14 protein-coding genes are annotated in these 16,764 nt (G+C 73.5%); 8 read left to right on the top strand and 6 right to left on the bottom strand.

Annotated features, from left to right (window positions below; translation table 11 throughout):
- Positions 1-77 precede the first annotated feature (77 nt).
- The 6 genes from ACZ31C_RS06960 to ACZ31C_RS06935 are packed head-to-tail and all read left to right on the top strand — an operon-like array spanning position 78 to position 7,365.
- The gene (locus ACZ31C_RS06960; RefSeq protein WP_131057051.1) at positions 78-908 is read left to right on the top strand and encodes a patatin-like phospholipase family protein; all 831 of its coding nucleotides are present in this window, start codon (positions 78-80) and stop codon (positions 906-908) included.
- Positions 908-1,924 (top strand): 1-acyl-sn-glycerol-3-phosphate acyltransferase, encoded by a 1,017-nt coding sequence (locus tag ACZ31C_RS06955; protein ID WP_465794542.1) that lies wholly within the window; start codon positions 908-910, stop codon positions 1,922-1,924. Before ACZ31C_RS06960 ends, ACZ31C_RS06955 begins: the two co-directional genes overlap by 1 nt.
- A 9-nt stretch (positions 1,925-1,933) precedes the next feature.
- Complete coding sequence (gene cutA / locus ACZ31C_RS06950) at positions 1,934-2,254, top strand: divalent-cation tolerance protein CutA (RefSeq protein WP_396744477.1); 321 nt, start codon at positions 1,934-1,936, stop codon at positions 2,252-2,254.
- Between the two features lie 48 nt (positions 2,255-2,302).
- Positions 2,303-5,869, top strand: coding sequence for an SCO7613 C-terminal domain-containing membrane protein (locus ACZ31C_RS06945; RefSeq protein ID WP_465794541.1), 3,567 nt, complete (start codon positions 2,303-2,305; stop codon positions 5,867-5,869).
- 57 nt (positions 5,870-5,926) lie between these two features.
- Complete coding sequence (locus ACZ31C_RS06940) at positions 5,927-6,220, top strand: 4a-hydroxytetrahydrobiopterin dehydratase (RefSeq protein WP_465794540.1); 294 nt, start codon at positions 5,927-5,929, stop codon at positions 6,218-6,220.
- A complete protein-coding gene (locus tag ACZ31C_RS06935; RefSeq protein WP_465794539.1) occupies positions 6,217-7,365 on the top strand; it encodes an FHA domain-containing protein in 1,149 nt (382 codons plus the stop codon). Before ACZ31C_RS06940 ends, ACZ31C_RS06935 begins: the two co-directional genes overlap by 4 nt.
- Before the next feature lie 176 nt (positions 7,366-7,541).
- On the opposite strand, the gene rocD is transcribed toward ACZ31C_RS06935, so the two are convergent.
- From rocD to ACZ31C_RS06915, 4 genes are all read right to left on the bottom strand, one after another.
- Positions 7,542-8,756 carry an ornithine--oxo-acid transaminase gene (gene rocD, locus ACZ31C_RS06930; protein ID WP_465794538.1) on the bottom strand — a complete coding sequence of 405 codons (1,215 nt, stop codon included), beginning with the start codon at positions 8,754-8,756 and terminating at the stop codon, positions 7,542-7,544.
- On the bottom strand, positions 8,753-9,562 hold the full coding sequence (ddaH, locus tag ACZ31C_RS06925) for a dimethylargininase (protein WP_465794997.1): 810 nt from the start codon (positions 9,560-9,562) through the stop codon (positions 8,753-8,755). Before ddaH ends, rocD begins: the two co-directional genes overlap by 4 nt.
- Before the next feature lie 1,028 nt (positions 9,563-10,590).
- Positions 10,591-11,778, bottom strand: coding sequence for a hypothetical protein (locus tag ACZ31C_RS06920; protein ID WP_465794537.1), 1,188 nt, complete (start codon positions 11,776-11,778; stop codon positions 10,591-10,593).
- A gap of 329 nt (positions 11,779-12,107) precedes the next feature.
- The gene (locus tag ACZ31C_RS06915) at positions 12,108-12,800 is read right to left on the bottom strand and encodes an SDR family NAD(P)-dependent oxidoreductase (protein WP_396744495.1); all 693 of its coding nucleotides are present in this window, start codon (positions 12,798-12,800) and stop codon (positions 12,108-12,110) included.
- 250 nt (positions 12,801-13,050) lie between these two features.
- On the opposite strand from ACZ31C_RS06915, the gene ACZ31C_RS06910 reads away from it, so the two are divergent.
- A complete protein-coding gene (locus tag ACZ31C_RS06910) occupies positions 13,051-13,236 on the top strand; it encodes a DUF397 domain-containing protein (protein ID WP_465794996.1) in 186 nt (61 codons plus the stop codon).
- 31 nt (positions 13,237-13,267) lie between these two features.
- Positions 13,268-14,074, top strand: coding sequence for an Fpg/Nei family DNA glycosylase (locus tag ACZ31C_RS06905; RefSeq protein ID WP_465794536.1), 807 nt, complete (start codon positions 13,268-13,270; stop codon positions 14,072-14,074).
- Positions 14,075-14,164: 90 nt separating this feature from the next.
- Here ACZ31C_RS06905 and ACZ31C_RS06900 read toward each other — a convergent pair whose 3' ends face one another.
- Positions 14,165-15,772 (bottom strand): ricin-type beta-trefoil lectin domain protein, encoded by a 1,608-nt coding sequence (locus tag ACZ31C_RS06900; RefSeq protein WP_465794535.1) that lies wholly within the window; start codon positions 15,770-15,772, stop codon positions 14,165-14,167.
- Between the two features lie 123 nt (positions 15,773-15,895).
- Complete coding sequence (locus ACZ31C_RS06895; protein WP_465794534.1) at positions 15,896-16,756, bottom strand: aminoglycoside phosphotransferase family protein; 861 nt, start codon at positions 16,754-16,756, stop codon at positions 15,896-15,898.
- Between the last annotated feature and the right edge of the window lie 8 nt (positions 16,757-16,764).

The raw sequence follows: 16,764 nt of genomic DNA, 5'->3' as shown, positions 1-16,764 counted from the left end.
CGGACACGGTGCGTAGCCGGGGTGCCGGCCGTGCCGGGGTGAACGGGGTACGGCACGGACGTGCCAGGATGAACGGCATGGCTCGGGGACCGGTGGCGTTCGTGCTCGGGGGCGGTGGCGTCCTCGGCGCGGTCGAGGTGGGCATGCTGCGTGCCCTGTTCCGCGCCGGGATCCGTCCGGACATGGTCCTCGGCACCTCCATCGGGGCGGTCAACGGCGCACTCGTGGCCGCCGACCCGACCGAGGCGGTGACCGACCGACTGGTACGCCTCTGGGCGTCCCCCGAGGCCAGCGAGGTGTACGGCGACTCGGTGGCCCGGCAACTGCGGCGCTTCGCGGCGCGTACCCACCTGCACTCGCCCCGGCCACTGCGCAAGCTGCTGGAGAGCGAGCTGGGTGCGGAGACCACCTTCGCCGACCTCCAGGTCCCGTTCCGCTGCTGCGCCGCCAACATCGAGCGGGCCGCCGAGCACTGGTTCGTCAGCGGGGCGGTGGTGCCCGCCGTCCTCGCCTCCGCGTCGGTGCCGGGTCTGCTGCCGCCGGCCCGGATCGGCGACCAGCACTACGTCGACGGGGGCATCGTCAACTCGATCCCGATCGGCGAGGCGGTGGTGGCCGGCGCGGGCCGCATCTTCGTCCTCCAGGTGGGACGGATCGAACGGGCGCTGGCACCGCCCCGGCGGCCCTGGGAGATCGCCCAGGTGGCCTTCGAGATCGCCCGTCGGCACCGGTTCGCCCGGGAGATGGCCGCCCTGCCCGACGGGGTGGAGGTGCACGTGCTGCCGACCGGTGGACTGGAACCGCGCGACGACACCCCGTGGGCGTACCGGGACATGGCGGCGGTGGGGCGGCGGATCAGCCGCGCCTACTCGGCCTCCCGGCACTACCTGGCGAATCTGGAGCGTTGATGCCGCTACCGCACCGGTGGGTCCGCCGCCTGCTGCTGGCGCCGGGCGTGGTGCTGCTGGTGTTCCTGCTGGTGACCACCGTGCCGGTGTGGGCCCTGCTGGCTCTGGCCGTGTCCCCCTTCGTGCCGGGGCGGCTGCGTCCGCTGCGGGTGCTCTGGATCGGCTTCTGCTACCTCGTCTGGGACGCGGCGGCGCTGCTCTGCCTCTTCGGGCTCTGGATGGCCTCCGGTTTCGGCTGGCGGGTCGGCTCTCCGGCCTTCCAGCGCGCCCACTACGTGCTGGCGGGCTGGTTCCTGCGGGTGCTGTTCTGGCAGGCGAAGTGGACGCTGCGCCTGACCATCGACGTCGTCGGCACCGACCCGGACACCGCGCTGCCCGGCCGCCCCGAGCTGGTGGTCTGCCGGCACGCCGGTCCGGGTGACTCGTTCATCCTGATCCACGCGCTGGTGAACTGGTTCCAGCGGGAGCCGCGCATCGTCCTCAAGGACACCCTCCAGTGGGACCCGGCGATCGACGTGCTGCTCAACCGGCTGCCGAGCCGGTTCATCGCGCCCGGGCGCGAGGGCCGGGGCTCGCTCACCGAGCAGATCGGGCACCTCGCCGTCGACCTGGACGACGACGACGCCTTCGTGATCTTCCCCGAGGGCGGCAACTTCACCCCGAAGCGGCGACTGCGCGCCATCGCCCGGCTGCGGGACCGGGGGCACGAGCGGATGGCGGCCAAGGCCGAGGCGATGCGGCACGTGCTCGCCCCGCAGCCCGGCGGACTGCTGGCGGCGCTGGACGCGGCCCCGGACGCCGGAGTGATCTTCGTGGCGCACACCGGGCTGGACCGGATGCTCACCGTCGCCGACGTGTGGCGCGAGCTGCCGATGGACAAGCGGCTGGTGATGCGGTTCTGGTCGGTGCCGCCGGAGGAGATCCCGGCCGGCCGGCAGGAACGCATCGACTGGCTGTACGACTGGTGGAGTCGGATAGACGAGTGGATCGCGGCCAATCGCGACGACGCCGCGTAGGGTGCCGGGATGGACCAGATCAGCGTGGTGACGACGGTGGTGGACGCGCGGTCGGTCGCCGATCTGCTGGCCGCCGCCGCGGTGGCCGGTCGGCTGGCGGCCTGTGCCCAGGTGGGCGGCCAGGTGGAGAGCACCTACTGGTGGCGTTCCGGGGTGGAGACGAGCACCGAGTGGTCGGTGCAGTTCAAGACCGCGACGGACCGGGTCGACGCGCTGGTGGAGCAGATCCGCACCAGCCATCCGTACGAGGTGCCGGAGATCCTGGTCAGCCGGGTGGACTGCGGCGACCCGGCGTACGCGACCTGGGTGTTCGAGCACACCCGAGCCTGAGTACGCGCACTCTGGTGCAGGTAGGGGTCGCCCGTAAAGGATGACCTCGTGGACAACGGCTACCCCTGCCCGGCCTGCGGCGCACCGGCGACTCTCAGCTCCGGCTGCACCGGTTGCGGTCGCCCGCCGCACGCCGCCGCCGCCGAGGTGATCCGGCTCGACCGGGAGATCGTCGTGCTCGGCGGCGAGGTGCAACGGGCCCGTCAGGCGTTCGAGGGGTTGACCGGCCGGCTGTCGGCGGTCCGTCGGCGTCGGGCCGAGCTGGCCGCCGCCGTACGCGCCGAGTTCCCCGCGGGTCCGGTGGCGGGTCGGCCGAGCGTACCGGTCGGTGCGGCGGCCCCGACCGCGTCGGCTCCGTGGATCGCACCCCGGGCGCCGATCCCCAGCGGGCCGGTGCCCAGCGGGCCGATTCCTGCTGGCGCGGTCCCCGGCGGCCCGATCCCAGCGGGCCAGGCGCCCGGCGGGCCGGTGCCCGGGGCCGGGTGGACGCCGGTTGCGGCGCTGCCGGCCGCGAACGCCACCGGGCCGGGCGGGGCGGAGACCTCCACCAAGACGGTGCAGAACCTGCTCTTCATCCTCGGTGGCCTGCTGCTCGGCACTGCGGCGACGGTGTTCACCGCCGTTGCCTGGGCGTCGGTCGGGGTGCCCGGCCGGGCGTTGATCCTGCTGGCGATCACCGCGCTGATGCTCACCGTGCCGTTCGTCGCCCGCTGGCGTCGGTTGTACAGCACCGCCGAGACGTTCGCCGCCGTCGGCCTGCTGCTGGTGGTGCTCGACGGGTACGCCGCCTGGACGGTGGACCTGTTCGGTGTCTCCGGCTGGCCGAGCAGCCGGTACGCGGGACTGGTCGTGCTGGTCGCGACCGGGGTGGCCGCCGGGTACGCCCTGGCCAGCCGGCTGACCGTGCCGTGGTTCGCGGCGCTGCTCACCGCGCAGCCGGTGGTGCCGCTGCTGGCCGCCGAGGCCCGGCCGGGACCGGCCGGGTGGGCGTTGGCCGGCGTCGGGGTGGCACTGATGGACCTGGCCGTGATCGTCGCACTGCGGCGTCGGAGGGTCGTCGCGGGCGAGGGGGCCACGACGACTCCGGGGCTGCGGTTCGCCGGTGAGATGGCGGCCTGGATCGGGTACGCGGTGGCGCTGCTGCTCGCCGCCGGGTGTGCCCTGGCGTCGCTGCTGGTCGGCGAGGCCGGCGGCAGCACGGTGCTGGCCGGCGGGCCGATGCTGCTGGTGGCGCTCACCCTGCTCGGGGCGGCGCTGCTGACCGGTGGGTCGACCGCGCGGGCGCTGGCCGGCGCGTTCCTGGTGCCGGCACTGGCCGCCGCGGTGCTCCGGCCCGCCTCCGAGGTGCAACCGTCGGTGTGGCTGCTGGCGGCGGGTCTGGTCGCGGTGGCGCTGGTCGGTGCGGTGCGGCTGCTGCCGGTGTCCTGGCGGCCCGGTCCTCGGGCGGGCACGATGCTGGTGGTCGGCGGGGTCGGGTTGCTGGTCACGCTGACGACCCTGGTGATGGCCCTGATCGCGGTGGGCAGGTCGGTGCCGGCGTGGCGGGGGGCCGCGTCGGGAGAGACCTTCGACGGGGGCTGGCAGCTCACCGTGGCGGTCGCCCTGGTCGCGGTGGCGGTGGGGTGGCTGCTGCCCCGGGCGGCCCGTCCGGCGGTCGCGGCGGTCGGCATCGGCCTGGCCGCGCTGGCCGTACCACTCGCCTGGGCCGCGCCGTGGCCGGCGCTGGTCCTGCTCGACCTGCCGGTGGGGGCGGCGCTGGTGCTCGCCGCGGTGGTCCGGCCAGCGATGCGGGGCCCGGTGTCGGCCACTGCGGCACTTACCGGTGTCGCGTTGCTCGGGCACGGTCTGCTGGTGGGGCTGGCCGCACCGGCCGGAGCCGGCGCGGCCTGCGCGGTGATCGTGCTCGTCGGCGTCGGTGTGGCCGTACTGGGTCGGCGCGGGGGTGCGGTGCAGCGGATCGTCGGCGGGGTCGGTGCCGCCCTGGCGGTGCTGGTGGTGCCGGCCGGCGCGGCGATCGCGCTGATCGGTGCCGGCGCGTCGCCGTGGTGGCAGGCACGGGCGGCCCTGGCCGCTCTCGTGCTGCCGGTGGTCGCGCTGCTTCTCGTCCGTCGACTCTGGCCGGACCTGCACCCGTACGCCTCGGCGGGCCTCGCCGTGGCGGCCGTGCTGACCGGCCTCGCGCCGCTGACGGTCCCGGCCGACGAGCGCCTGACGGTGTACGCGGCGGTCGCGGCGTTGCTGCTCGCGGTCTCCGTGGTCCGCTCCCGCCCGCCGATCCCGGCACTGGTGGCCGGGGTGGGGCTGGCCGTGGTGGCGGTGCTGGCGGCGATCCCGGTGACGGTGGTCGCGCTGGTCACCCCGTACGGTCCGCCGCCCGTGCCGTGGTCCGGCGTGCCGTCGACGGTGGCCGCCCCGGGCGCGTTGCCGGTCGGCGTGGCGCTGACCGTGCTGGCCGTGGCGGCGGCTCTGGCCACCTGGCCGGCGGACCGCGCCGGTCGGGGCCGGCTGGTCGCGGTGCTGCTGCCGTTCGTGGCCGCCGCCGGGCAGGTGCTGCTGGTGGCCGCCGCCGCGCCCTGGCCGCTGGTGCCGGCGACGGCGCTGCTGGGCGGCGTGGCCCTGTTGGTGGTCACCGCGCTGCGCGGCCGGTCCGGCGCGTTCCTCGGTGCCGGTCTGCCCGTCGGTCTGGTGCTGACCGGCGCCGGTCTGCTCAACCTCCAGGCGGTCCGGGCCGGCACGCTTGCCGGTCTCGGCCTGCTGGTGGTGGCGGCGACGGTGGTCGGGATGGCCGCCCGGGCCGTCGCGGTGCGCCTGGTCGGCTGGCTGGTCGCGGTCGCGTCGGCGACCGGCCTCGCGATCACCGCCCCGCTGGCCGCCGGGCTTCCGCTGCGGGTGGCGGGGTTCGCGGTGCTCGGTGTCGCGGTGCTGGTCCTCGCGCTGGCCGCCGCCCTGTCTGCGGTCCGATCGGTGCTGGACGTCACCGCGCAGGCGGTCGCGCTGGTCGCGGTGCTGCTCACCATCGGCGCCGGCCGCCACGCCGCGACGATCTGCGTGCTCTGGGGAGTCGCGGTCGGTGTGCGGCTGCTGCGCCGGGGCGAGTCGACCGGACGACGGTGGGTCTTCGCCGCCGTGGCCGGCGGCAGCGAACTGTTCGCCGTCTGGCTGCTGCTGCGCTCCGGCGAGGTGACGGTGGTGGAGGCGTACACGGTGCCGGCGGCGGTGCTGGCGCTCGTGTTCGGTGCGGTGGCGATGCGTACCCGGCCGAGGTTGCGGAGTTGGCTCGCCCTCGGCCCGGGCCTGGTCGCCCTGCTGCTGCCCAGCCTGGCCGCCCTGCTGGTCGACGCAGACGACCAGCCGTGGCGCCGTCTGCTGCTCGGTGTCGCCGCGCTGGCCGTCACCCTGCTCGGGGCGGTCCGCCGCTGGCAGGCGCCGGTGGTGCTCGGTGGGTTGACCCTCGCCCGGCTCGCCCTGCACGAGGCGGGACGCAGCTGGGACCTGCTGCCCCGGTGGGTCTTCCTGGCCGTCGCCGGGTTGGCGCTGATCGGGCTCGCGGCCACCTACGAACGCCGCCGTCGCGACCTGGGTCGTCTCCGTGACGCCATGGGCCGGATGAGCTGATCGATGGCGCAGCCGCTGGTCGCGCCGCCGTCGGGCGGCACGGGTAGGGTCCTTGCCATGGCTGACGTGCTCACCGCCGAGGCGGTGCGAAACGAGCTGGGTGGGTTGGCGAACTGGTCGGGAGACCCCGCCGGGATCACCCGCACGGTGGAGCTGGCCAGCTTCCCGGCCGCCGTCACGGTCGTCGACCGGGTCGCCGTGGTGGCGGAGGAGCTGGACCATCACCCGGACATCGACATCCGGTGGCGGACGCTGACGTTCCGCTGTGTCACCCATTCGGCCGGCGGCGTCACCCTGCGCGACGTGGAGTTGGCCCGGCGGATCGACGAGATCGTGGGGGCGGCCCGATGAGGTTCGAGATCAGCAAGGTCCTGGACGCGATCGAGGGGCGGGTCTGCACCGACCCGCAGCTCGTCCGAGCGGTGATCGACCTCGCCGAGGTCATCCGCTACCAGGACTTGGACGGCGGCCGACCGGCCAGCACGCTGCGCCTCGGCATGGTCATCGACGCGCTGGCGCGCAGCCTGGAGGAGGACACCGTCCCGGTCTACGCGGTGGTGCACCGGGGGGTGCTCTCCGACGCCGACCTGACCTCCAACGAGCGGATGGTGGTCCGCCGCTGGGCCGACGACGGCCTGGTCGAGGTGCTCGACAACCCGGGTGACCGGATGCTGGAGGTGGCCGACCTGCTTGGCCTGCCGGTGCTCAGTCGGGTCCGGTTCGACGGCCTGCGCGGGCGGTTCCCCTGGCTGGTCGATCAGCCCGGCCGGGCGCTCGCCCCGGTGCCCGGTGCCGGTGGGCCGGTCTTCATCGCCCACGTCGGTGGCGGCCACACCCCGCTCACCGGGCCGCCGTCACCGGCCGGTGTCCAGTTGCTCGCCCGGCAGTGGCGCTGCTCCGAGTCGGGCTGCACCCTCTTCGGCGGTGCCGGCGGCGGGGGTGCCTTCGCCGACCTGGCCCGGATCGACCGCGCGCCGACCGGCCAGCCGCCACCGTCGCTGCGCGGGGGCGTACCCACCTGTCCCCGGCACGGCACCCGGCTGCGCGACGACGGCCCCCGGCCACGCAGCGAGGTCCTCGCGGTACGCGTCGGCGGCCTGATCCGGCGTCGCTTCGTGCTGACCGAGGAACAGCCGGTCGCGATCGGCCGCGCCCCGGAGAGCGCCAACGCGATCATGCTGGGCCAGTGGCTCAACGACGAGGCCCGCCGCTGGATCAGCCGCAGCCACCTGCGGCTGGAGCTGCGCGGCGACGACATCGTCGCGACCGACGTGAGCACCAACGGCTCCGGAATCCGGCCGGGCGGCTCGATGGCCGAGTCGGACCGCCTGCCGCTGGCGCCGCAGCAGTCCCGCGTCCTCGGGAGCGGGGACATGGTCGAGCTGTACCCGGGAGTGCAGATCGGTCGGCCGAGCGAGTTGCCGTCGGGCGCGCCGTACAACCCGGACTCGGTGATGTCCGAGGCGCCGACCATGGCGATGCGCCTGCCCCGCTGACGCAGACGACGGCGGGCGCCGGGACCGTGGTCCCGACGCCCGCCCTCTCTTACCCGACCCGCCACCGCGCTCTGCTCCGCGGCCCGCCACCGCCCTCGTTCCCGGCCCGCCACCGCGCGAGCGGGCGGTCGGTTGCTGCTGCGTGCCGGGTCGGCGGTCGGCGTCCGCGCGGGTGGTCAGCCGGCCAGTACGGCCGCCAACTGGGCCACCGCGTGGTCGATCTCGTCTTCGGTGATCACCAGCGGCGGGGCGAGGCGGATGGTCGAGCCGTGCGTGTCCTTGGCCAGCACGCCGCGCTCCATCAGCCGCTCGCAGGCCTGCCGACCGCTCATCAGCGCCGGGTCGATGTCCAGCCCGACCCACAAGCCCCGGCCGCGTACCGCGACCAGGCCCTTGCCGACCAGTGCCCGCAGCCCGGCGTGCAACCGCTCGCCCAGCTCGGCCGAGCGCCGCTGGAACTCCCCGGTGGCGAGCAGCCGGACCACCTCGGTGGCCACCGCGCAGGCCAGCGGATTGCCGCCGAAGGTGGAGCCGTGCTGGCCGGGCTTGAGCACCCCGAGCACGGCCGTGTCGGCGGCCACCGCGGAGACCGGCACGATGCCGCCGCCGAGCGCCTTGCCCAGCAGGTACATGTCCGGCACCACGCCCTCCTGCTCGCAGGCGAAGGTGGCCCCTGTGCGGCCCAGGCCGGACTGGATCTCGTCGGCGATGAAGAGCATGCGGCGCTCGTCGCAGAGCCGCCGGACGCCGGCCAGGTAGCCCTCTGGCGGCACCACCACACCCTGCTCGCCCTGGATCGGCTCCAGCAGCACCGCGACGGTGTGCTCGTCGACCGCCTCGGCCAGCGCGGCCAGGTCGCCGTAGGGGACGATCCGGAAGCCCGGCGTGTACGGCCCGAAGTCGGCCCGCGCGTCCTCGTCGGTGGAGAAGCTGACGATGGTGGTGGTCCGGCCGTGGAAGTTGCCGTCCGCGACCACGATGGTGGCCTGCCCGTCCGGTACGCCCTTGACCTGGTAGCCCCACTTGCGGGCGACCTTGATGCCGGTCTCCACCGCCTCGGCGCCGGTGTTCATCGGCAGCACGAGATCCTTGCCGCACAGCGCCGCGAGCTCTCGACAGAAGTCGGCGAACTGGTCGTGTACGAACGCCCGGCTGGTCAGCGTCAACCGGTCGAGCTGGGCGTGCGCGGCGGCGATCAGGGTCGGGTGCCGGTGGCCGAAGTTCAGCGCCGAGTAGCCGGCGAGACAGTCGAGATACCGCCGACCGTCCACGTCGGTGACCCAGGCGCCCTCGGCGGAGGAGATCACCACCGGCAGCGGGTGGTAGTTGTGCGCGGTGTGACGCTCGGCGTCCCGCACCGCGGCCGGAGTCCGCAGCATGTCCTCGATCACTGGCTTGCCTTTCCGAGTCGCAACGTGCAGCACTTCGGGCCACCGCCGGCCTTACGCAGCTCGGACAGATCGACACCGATGGTCTGATAGCCCCGGTCCCGCAACGTCGCGGCCAGGCCGGTGGCCTGCTCCGGCAGCACCACGTGCCGACCGTCGCTGACCGCGTTCAGGCCCAGCACCTCGGCGTCGGCCATGGTGGCGTGCACCGCGTCCGGGAACAACCGGCGCAACACCGCCTGGCTGCCGGGGGAGAACGCCTCCGGCAGGTACGCCACGGTCCGCTCGTCGAGCACGGTGAGCGCGGTGTCCAGGTGATAGAAGCGCGGGTCGACGAGCTGCATGGTGACCACCGGGTAGCCGAACACCTCCTGCAACTGCGCGTGCGAGGCGTGCGCGGTCCGGAAGCCGGTGCCGGCGAGCAGTACGTCCCCGGCGAGCAGCACGTCACCCTCGCCCTCGTTGACGTGCTTCGGGTCGTACACGTCGAACCCGGCGGCCTCGAACCAGGACCGGTACGCGGGCGCCTCGTCGGCGCGCTGCGGGTCGCGGAACTGCACCGCCATCGCCCGGTCACCGATCACGGTGCCCCCGTTGGCGGCGAAGACCATGTCGGGCAGGCCCGGCAGCGGGTCGATCTCCTCGACGACGTGACCCAGGTCGCGGTACACCTGCCGCAGCCGCTCCCACTGCCGCACCGCGCGGTCGGTGTCGACCGGAGCGGTCGGGTCCATCCACGGGTTGATCGCATAATCGACGGCGAAGTACGTCGGCCGGCACATCAGGAAGCGCTGGCTGGTGGCGTCCATCGTCATTGTCCTGCTCCCAGGCTCGGGCGCGCCCTGGCCACCGTCGGCCCACGGGCTGGCGCCGTTGCTCAACGTTATGCGCCCGCCAGCCGCATAATCCACCGCCGAGCCTTGCGCAGCGCGACTGATCGTTGCGTCTCAGGTCTTGTTAGCGGTGGATCGTTGCGTCCACGTGTCGACGGTCTGTGTGAGGGTCGCTCGCCTCGCTCACCGTGAGTGGTCGTCTCGCCGCGCGGCCGGTGACTTCCACAGCGGTGGCGTCGGTTTGCGGCAGCCGCCCCCGGACGCTGCCCGGCTCCCTGGTGCTCGCGGTGTCCGGCGTGCTTGTCGGTGTCCGGGCTGCTGTCGGTGTCCGGGGCGCTGTCGGCGTCGTGGGTGCTTGCGGTGTCGGGCGTTGCCGGCGACTGGGGCAATGTCGGCGGCCTGGGTGCTGTCAGACGTTGTCGGTGTCTGGGGCAGTGGCGGCCCGGTCAAGTCGGGGCATTGCCGTTCGGGGGCATTGCCGTCCGGGGCGTCGGCGCTCGGGTCGTCAGCGGTCGAGGCGTCAGCGGTCGAGGCGTCAGCGGTCGAGGCGTCCGCGGTCGGGGTGCTGGCGGTCGAGGCGTCCGCGGTCGGGGTTGCTGGCGGTCGAGGCGTCCGCGGTCGGGGTTGCTGGCGGCTTGGGCGCGGTTGGCCCGGTGGAATCAGCCGGAGTGGCATCCGCCCGAGCGACCGGACGCCCCAGCGAACCTCACAACGCCCACCGTCCCGTCAGCTCAGCGCAGATCTTGGACAGTTTCCGTTAGCTGCTAACGGAAACTGTCCATGATTGCCAGGCAGGTGGCCCTGCGGCCTTACTCGCACGGCCGCATCGCCCCTGGCGGGAGAGGACTGTGCGAGGTGCCCCGGACACGCGTCAGGGGCGGCGAACCGCCGCCCCTGACGAGGGTGTGTGCGCCCGGCTGGTGAACCACCAGAACTGGTCGGGCTACGGCCGGTGACTCGCCGGCCGGGCGCCGGTGAACCACCGGCGGGCCGAAATGTGCCCCCTAGATACGGTCGACAAACTGTGAGTCAAGCCACTCACGGAAACGGGCTACGGTGTCACCGTCGGTACTCGGCCAGTCGTACTGGCCGGTCATCGCCAGGATGCCGAGGACCACCGCGCCGAGGCCGATGGCGATGCCGAACAGCGCGTCGGCCTTGCCCGCGATGTGCCGCCGCCGGGTGGCGATCAGGCCCAGCACGGCGAGGACCGCGCCGATCGCGCCGACCGCGATGCCGTATCCGGCGAGGGTTCCGGTGAGAACGAAGAGGATGCCGCCGACGCCGACGATCAGGCCCAGGGTGGCCAGCAGGCTGGCTCGGGGGCGCGGACCGGCGGGTGCGGGCGGTGCGTCGGGAGCGGGAACGGTGTCCCGGTCGGCCGTCGTGTCCCGGCTGCCCACAGTGCCACGGCTGCCCACAGTGCCACGGCTGCCCACAGTGCCACGGTCGCGCACAGCGTCGCGGTCGCCCACAGTGTCGCGGTCGGTCGTGGTGTCCCGGTCGGTAGTGGTCGGGGTCCGGTCGGTACGCACATCCGGGTCGGTGTCGGTGACCGGGGCGGAGGCCGTGACCGGGGCGGTGCTGCGGGCGCGGCGGGAGCCGTCGACGCTGGAACGGGCGGTGGCGGCGCGCGCCACGGCGGCCCGCTCGGCGGCGGGAGCGTCGGTCGTCCGACCGGTACCGGCTTCGGTGGTGGTGGCCGCACCGGCGGCGTTGTCCCGGTCGACGGCGCGCGCGGAAGCCGTGCGGTCTCGGTCGGTCGCGCGGGCGGTGGCGGCGTGGTCCGCGTCGGCAGCGGTGCGATCTGCGGCTACGGCGCCGACGGTGCGATCCCGGTCGGCGCGGTCCTCTGCGGCGGCGGTAGTGGCGGCCGTGTGGTCCCGGTCGGTGGAGCGTCCGGTGGCGGCGCGGAGCCGGTTGGTGGCGCGCTCGGCGGCGGCGCGGTATCGGCCGGCGGCCCGCTCGGCGGTGATGCGGCCGCCGTCGGCGTCGCGTTCGGCGGCGGTGCGGTCGGGGTCGGTGGTCGTGGCGGTGGAAGCCGCCGCGCCCCGGTAGGTGGTGCCGTCGTCGGTGCGTCCGTCGGCGGCGGGACGGGCATCGGTGGCTACCGTGCCGGTGCGGTCGGCCTCGTCGCCGGGAGCCGGGGGCGGTGCGGGCTCCTCCCGGCGGGACAGCGAAGGAAATCTCATGGGTTCACCTCCAGGTCATGCGTGGCCGGCGCCGACCCCGTCCTTCGCCCGCCACGCGTCAACGCCACCGAGATACCCAGCCCGCACTTTCCCGACACCCGTGCGGCATCGAGCCGATTAGATCTTGGGAAGCTCGGTCGCCGGGAAGGAAGGACCCGGCAGCGACGGTGCAGGATCCGGCAGCGACGGTGCAGGATCCGGCTCAGCAACGAGGCAGGACCGGCTCGGCAACGAGGGCGGATCCGGCCCAGCAGCGAGGGCCCAGCAGCGAGGGCCCGGCAGCGATGGGCGGGCAGCGAGGGCCGGCGGCGATGGGCGGACAGCGAGGGTCAGCGGCGGGGACGGGTGAGGGGTGCCAGGAGGGTGGTGAGCAGGGCCGCCCGCCGGGGACGGGAGACCAGCACGGGCCGGTTGCGGACACACCGGACGAGGACGTCCACCGCGCGGTCCACCGTCATCATCAGCGGCCGGACCGGTCCCTTCGCCATCTTGGTGTCGACGAACCCGAACCGCACGGTGGTCACGCTCACGCCCTGACCGCGCAACGCCGCCGAGAGCCCCATCAGGTACGACGACAGCCCCGCCTTCGATCCGGCGTACCCGGGTGCGTCGCCGGAGACCATCCGGTCGGCCATGCTGGACAGCCCGATGAGGTGCCCGTCTCCGGCGGCCACCATTCTCGGCACGACGGTGGCGACCGTGCGGGCCGCCCCGATCAGGTTGACCTCCAGGGTGCGGGTCTGCGCGTCCAGGTCGGCCAGGTCGACAGGCTCACCGATGCCGGCGGCGTACACGCAGAGGTCCACCCCGTCCAGCTCGTCGATCGCCTTGGCCAGCACCTCCGGATAGTCCGGTGCGGTCACGTCGACGGTGTGGTGGGCGTACGTGGGGACACTGATGCCGTTGTCGCGGCGGGACACTCCGGCGACCCGCCAGCCGTCGGCGAGCAGCCGTCGGGTGAACGCCAACCCGATCCCGTCGCTGTTGCCGATCACCACTGCGCAGCGCATTCGTTCCGCCATGCCCCACCGTCCTCATCGCACCGATGGTGCCCGCCCTGCCGGCGGCCCGAGGCGCAATTGAACCAGAGTTTTCTGAGTACTCCCTACCAATGAGTAGCAGGTGCGGGCGGTTGTCGGCGTACGGCTCGGGTCGGTGCCGGTGCGGTGCGGGCGGAGGTCTGCCGGGGTGCGGCGCGGACCAGGGTGAGCCCGGCGCGCTGGACGAAAATCGACCGGCGGGTGACCGCGTGACCCTGGATGTCGAGCTGGTATCCGTCCAGCCAGACCCACCCGTCGTAGGTGGTGTGGGAGCGGAGGCGACTGCGTCGAGGTGGCCGACAACCTGCCCGGCGTGGTGGCCGTCCGCGACAGCAAGGACCCGTGCGGCCCGGTGCTCACCGTCACACCGTACGCCTGGACGGCCTTCGTGCGGCAGGTGCGGCACCGCTCACACTGACCACGACGGTGGGCTGACTACGCTTGGTGGCGTGCCAGAGGGACATACGATCCATCGCCTGGCGGCCCGGCACGCCGAGCTGTTCGCCGGGGACAAGGTGCTCGCCGCCAGCCCCCAGGGCCGGTTCGCCGAGGGTGCCGCGCTGATCTCCGGCAGTGTGCTGGAGGCCACCGAGGCGTACGGCAAGCACCTGCTGCACCACTACGCCGGTGAGCGGACGCTGCACGTACACCTCGGTCTCTACGGCAAGGTGACCGACGGTGACGGTGAGCCGCCGGAGCCGGTGGGTCAGATCCGGCTGCGGCTGGCCAGCGACCGGCACTGGCTCGACCTGCGCGGACCGACCGCGTGTGAGCTGCTCACCCCGCCCGAGGTGGCGGCGCTGCGGGCCCGCCTCGGCCCCGATCCGCTGCGGGCTGATGCCGACCCGGATCGTGCGTACGACCGGATCCGGCGTAGCTCCACGCCGCTGGCCTCGCTGCTGCTGGACCAGTCGGTGGTGGCCGGCACCGGTCTGATCTTCGTGGTGGAGGTGCTGTTCCGTGCCGGACTGCCGCCGAGGCTGCCCGGCCGGGAGCTGAGCCGTCCCGCCTGGGATGCCATCTGGGCCGATCTGGTCGAGCTGATGACGCTCGCCGTCGCCGTCGGTCGCATCGACACCGTTCGCGCCGCGCACCTGCCCGAGGCGATGGGCCGCCCGGCCCGCGTCGACCGGCACGGCGGCGAGGTGTACGTCTATCGCCGTGCCGCCCAGCCCTGCCACGTCTGCGGCACCGCCGTGAGCCGGGGCACCCTGGGCGCCCGCAACCTGTACTGGTGCTCCACGTGCCAGATGTAAGGAAGGGTCCCCTGCTAACGCCTCGCGTATAGCAGGGGACCCTTCCTCACATCCGGCGACGGTGCTCGCGCCCGTCGATCCGGGGCGCGGTTACTGCTTGCGCCAGTTCTGGTCGGCGTAGCCCTTGTCGGTGAAGATGATGAGCGGCTTGTCCGGGTCGGCCATGATCGTGTCGAGGACCTTGCCGTTGAGCTTGCTCACGATGCGGCCCTTGGAGTTCATCTGCCAGTGCTGAGCGGGGTTGCCGCTACAGGTGGCCGCCTGCACCACCGTGTTGTCCTCGGAACCACCCCAGGCGATGTCCATGCAGAGACCACGGGCACGGATGGTGCCATCGCTGCGGAAGGTCCACCACTGCGCCGGGTCCTCGGTGCAGGTACGCAGCTTGAGCTGCATACCGTCGCCCCCACTGCCGGCACTGACGCAGCGCTTCGTCTGCACGTGGAGAATCTGCACCGCGTCGGCCGGGCGCGTCGGCTTCGGGTCGGGGGCCGGCGACGGCGGTGCGCCCGCGTTCGCCCCCGCAGTACTGGGGCTGCTCGGGCTCGGGCTGCCGGAGGGGCTGGCGTCCGGGCTCGGGCTCGGGCTCGGGGACCCGGACGACGACGGGGTGGGTGAGGGGGAGGGGCTGTTCGGCAGGTTCGCCGTCAGCCGGCTGTCGAGCGCGTACACGTCGGTGAAGGTCTTCACCGACCGCAGGAACGTCTCGGTCTGCCGGTCGATGGTGCCACCGTTCTGCCGCACCGCCGTGGTGCCGTTGCGGTACGCGGCGAGCGCCAACTGAAGGGGGTCCCCCTTCAGGCCGGACAGCTCACGGACCAGGCTGCACAGGGCGTAGCCCATGGTGGGGACGGCGACCTCCGGCTCCCACACCGAACGACCCTTCGGCCCGTACGACTGCCACATGTCGGACCGGAACTGCGCGACACCGCGTTGACCGGTCGCACCGAGCCGGTTCGCGTCGAACCCGGACTGCGCCATGATGTGGGCGGCGACCAGTGGTGGGGTCACCTCCTGGCAGAGCGAACCCGCCCGGTTGATGTGCTGCACGTACTCGGCGGGAACCCCCTTCGCCTCGGCGGCCGGTGCCGTCTGGGCCGTCTCACCCGGACCGCCGAACTGGCGCAGCTTGCCGTAGTACCCGGCGTAGGCGCTGACCTGGTCGACGTAGGTCGTGGCCGCGTCGGGCACCCCACGGACCTGGGCGACGGAGTTCAGCCCGACGTGGAAGGCGGCCACCGCGAGACGCCACTGGTCACCGGCGGCACCCGCCAGCCGGAGATGGCCGGTCAGGTCGCACATCTGGTGGGCGAGCGCCAGGATGTTCGCCGACACGTCGGAGCGTCGGGCGTCCGGCCACGGCTTCCACGCCTGCCACTTGTCGTCTTCGAGGCCGGCGATGCCCTGACCGCCGGAGACGGTCCGCGCCGCCCGGTCGTCCAGGCCCGATTCGGCCATCAGTTGTCCGGCGAGTCTCGCCGGAGTCAGCGTCGGGCAGGACCCGGCCGCAGCGATGAGCACGGTCATCTGCTTGTCGGTGACCGCGTCGCCGACGAGCACGTCGTCGCGGGCAGAGGCGACGCCGAAACCGACGGCGGCGACGGCGGAGAGGACCGCGAGCGCGGCCAGGACGAACGCCACGAACCGGCGCGGCATCCGCTCCGGTTTGAGCTTCTTGAGGATGAGGTCGCGAGTCACAGGTAGGCCAATCCCTTTCGGCGTGGCGACACCTGTGGCGACGGATCTGGATCGCTGCGCGTTCACGACCTCGCCGACAATTTTCTCGACGCGGGTTCCCGCCGGGTCGTCTCCGGTCGACCGCTAGTCGAGGAGCCAGCGGACGATCTCGATGTGGTCGGTGAAGACCGTGTCACCGGCGATGCTCCAGGCCATGGTGTGGCCGATCGTCCAGTCGCGTACCCGGCTGCGGTCCAGGCCCAGCTCGGCGCTGAGCCGGTCGAGTCGGCGGCGCACGGCTGCGGGGGAGTGACCCAGCTCGGTGCCACGCACTATCGGCACCGCCGAGAACTCCCGCTCGCCGACGAGCGGTTTCGGGTCGATCGCCAGCCACGGTTCGCGGGTGGCCCGCAACACGTTGGAGGCGTGCAGGTCCTGGTTGACCAGCACCTGTTCGCCCTGGCTGGCGGCCAGCCCGGTGAGCAGGTCGAGGGCGAGGTCCACGAACCGCCGCTCGTAGGGTCGACCGGCCCGTTCCCAGGCGGCCGGTAGCCGGACCGCCCAGCCTCGCACCGCCTCGGCCAGCGACAGGAACGGCCGATCTGCGGGCAACCAGAGGCGCGGGAGCAGCGCCACCACCGCGTCCACCGCGTCGTCCAGCGGGAGTACGCGCAACGGCGTACCGGGATCACAGCGCTCGATCAGCAGCGCCCGCAGGTCGGGGTCGTGGGCGAGCAGCCGGACGGCACCGTCACCGTCCCAGTGGCGCAGCGCGGCCGCCTCGTGTTCGCTCTCCGAGTCCGGGAACTGCAGCTTGAGCACCGCGCGGGTGCCGTCGGGCAGGTCAGCCGGCACCACCAGCGAGGTCGTGCCGTGCCCGAAGGGCGGCCCGACCCGCAGCGACCAGTGCCGGGCGCAGGTGGTCAGCAGCTCCGGCAGCCCGGCCAACCACTGCGCGCCGCCCGGCATGGCGCGCAGCCAGGTCAACTCGTCAGGGATCCGCACCGGGTGGG

The organism is Micromonospora sp. NPDC023869 (assembly GCF_055559695.1).
The sequence above is the reverse complement of the archived record's forward strand: the minus strand, read 5'-3'. Positions and strand labels throughout refer to the sequence as shown.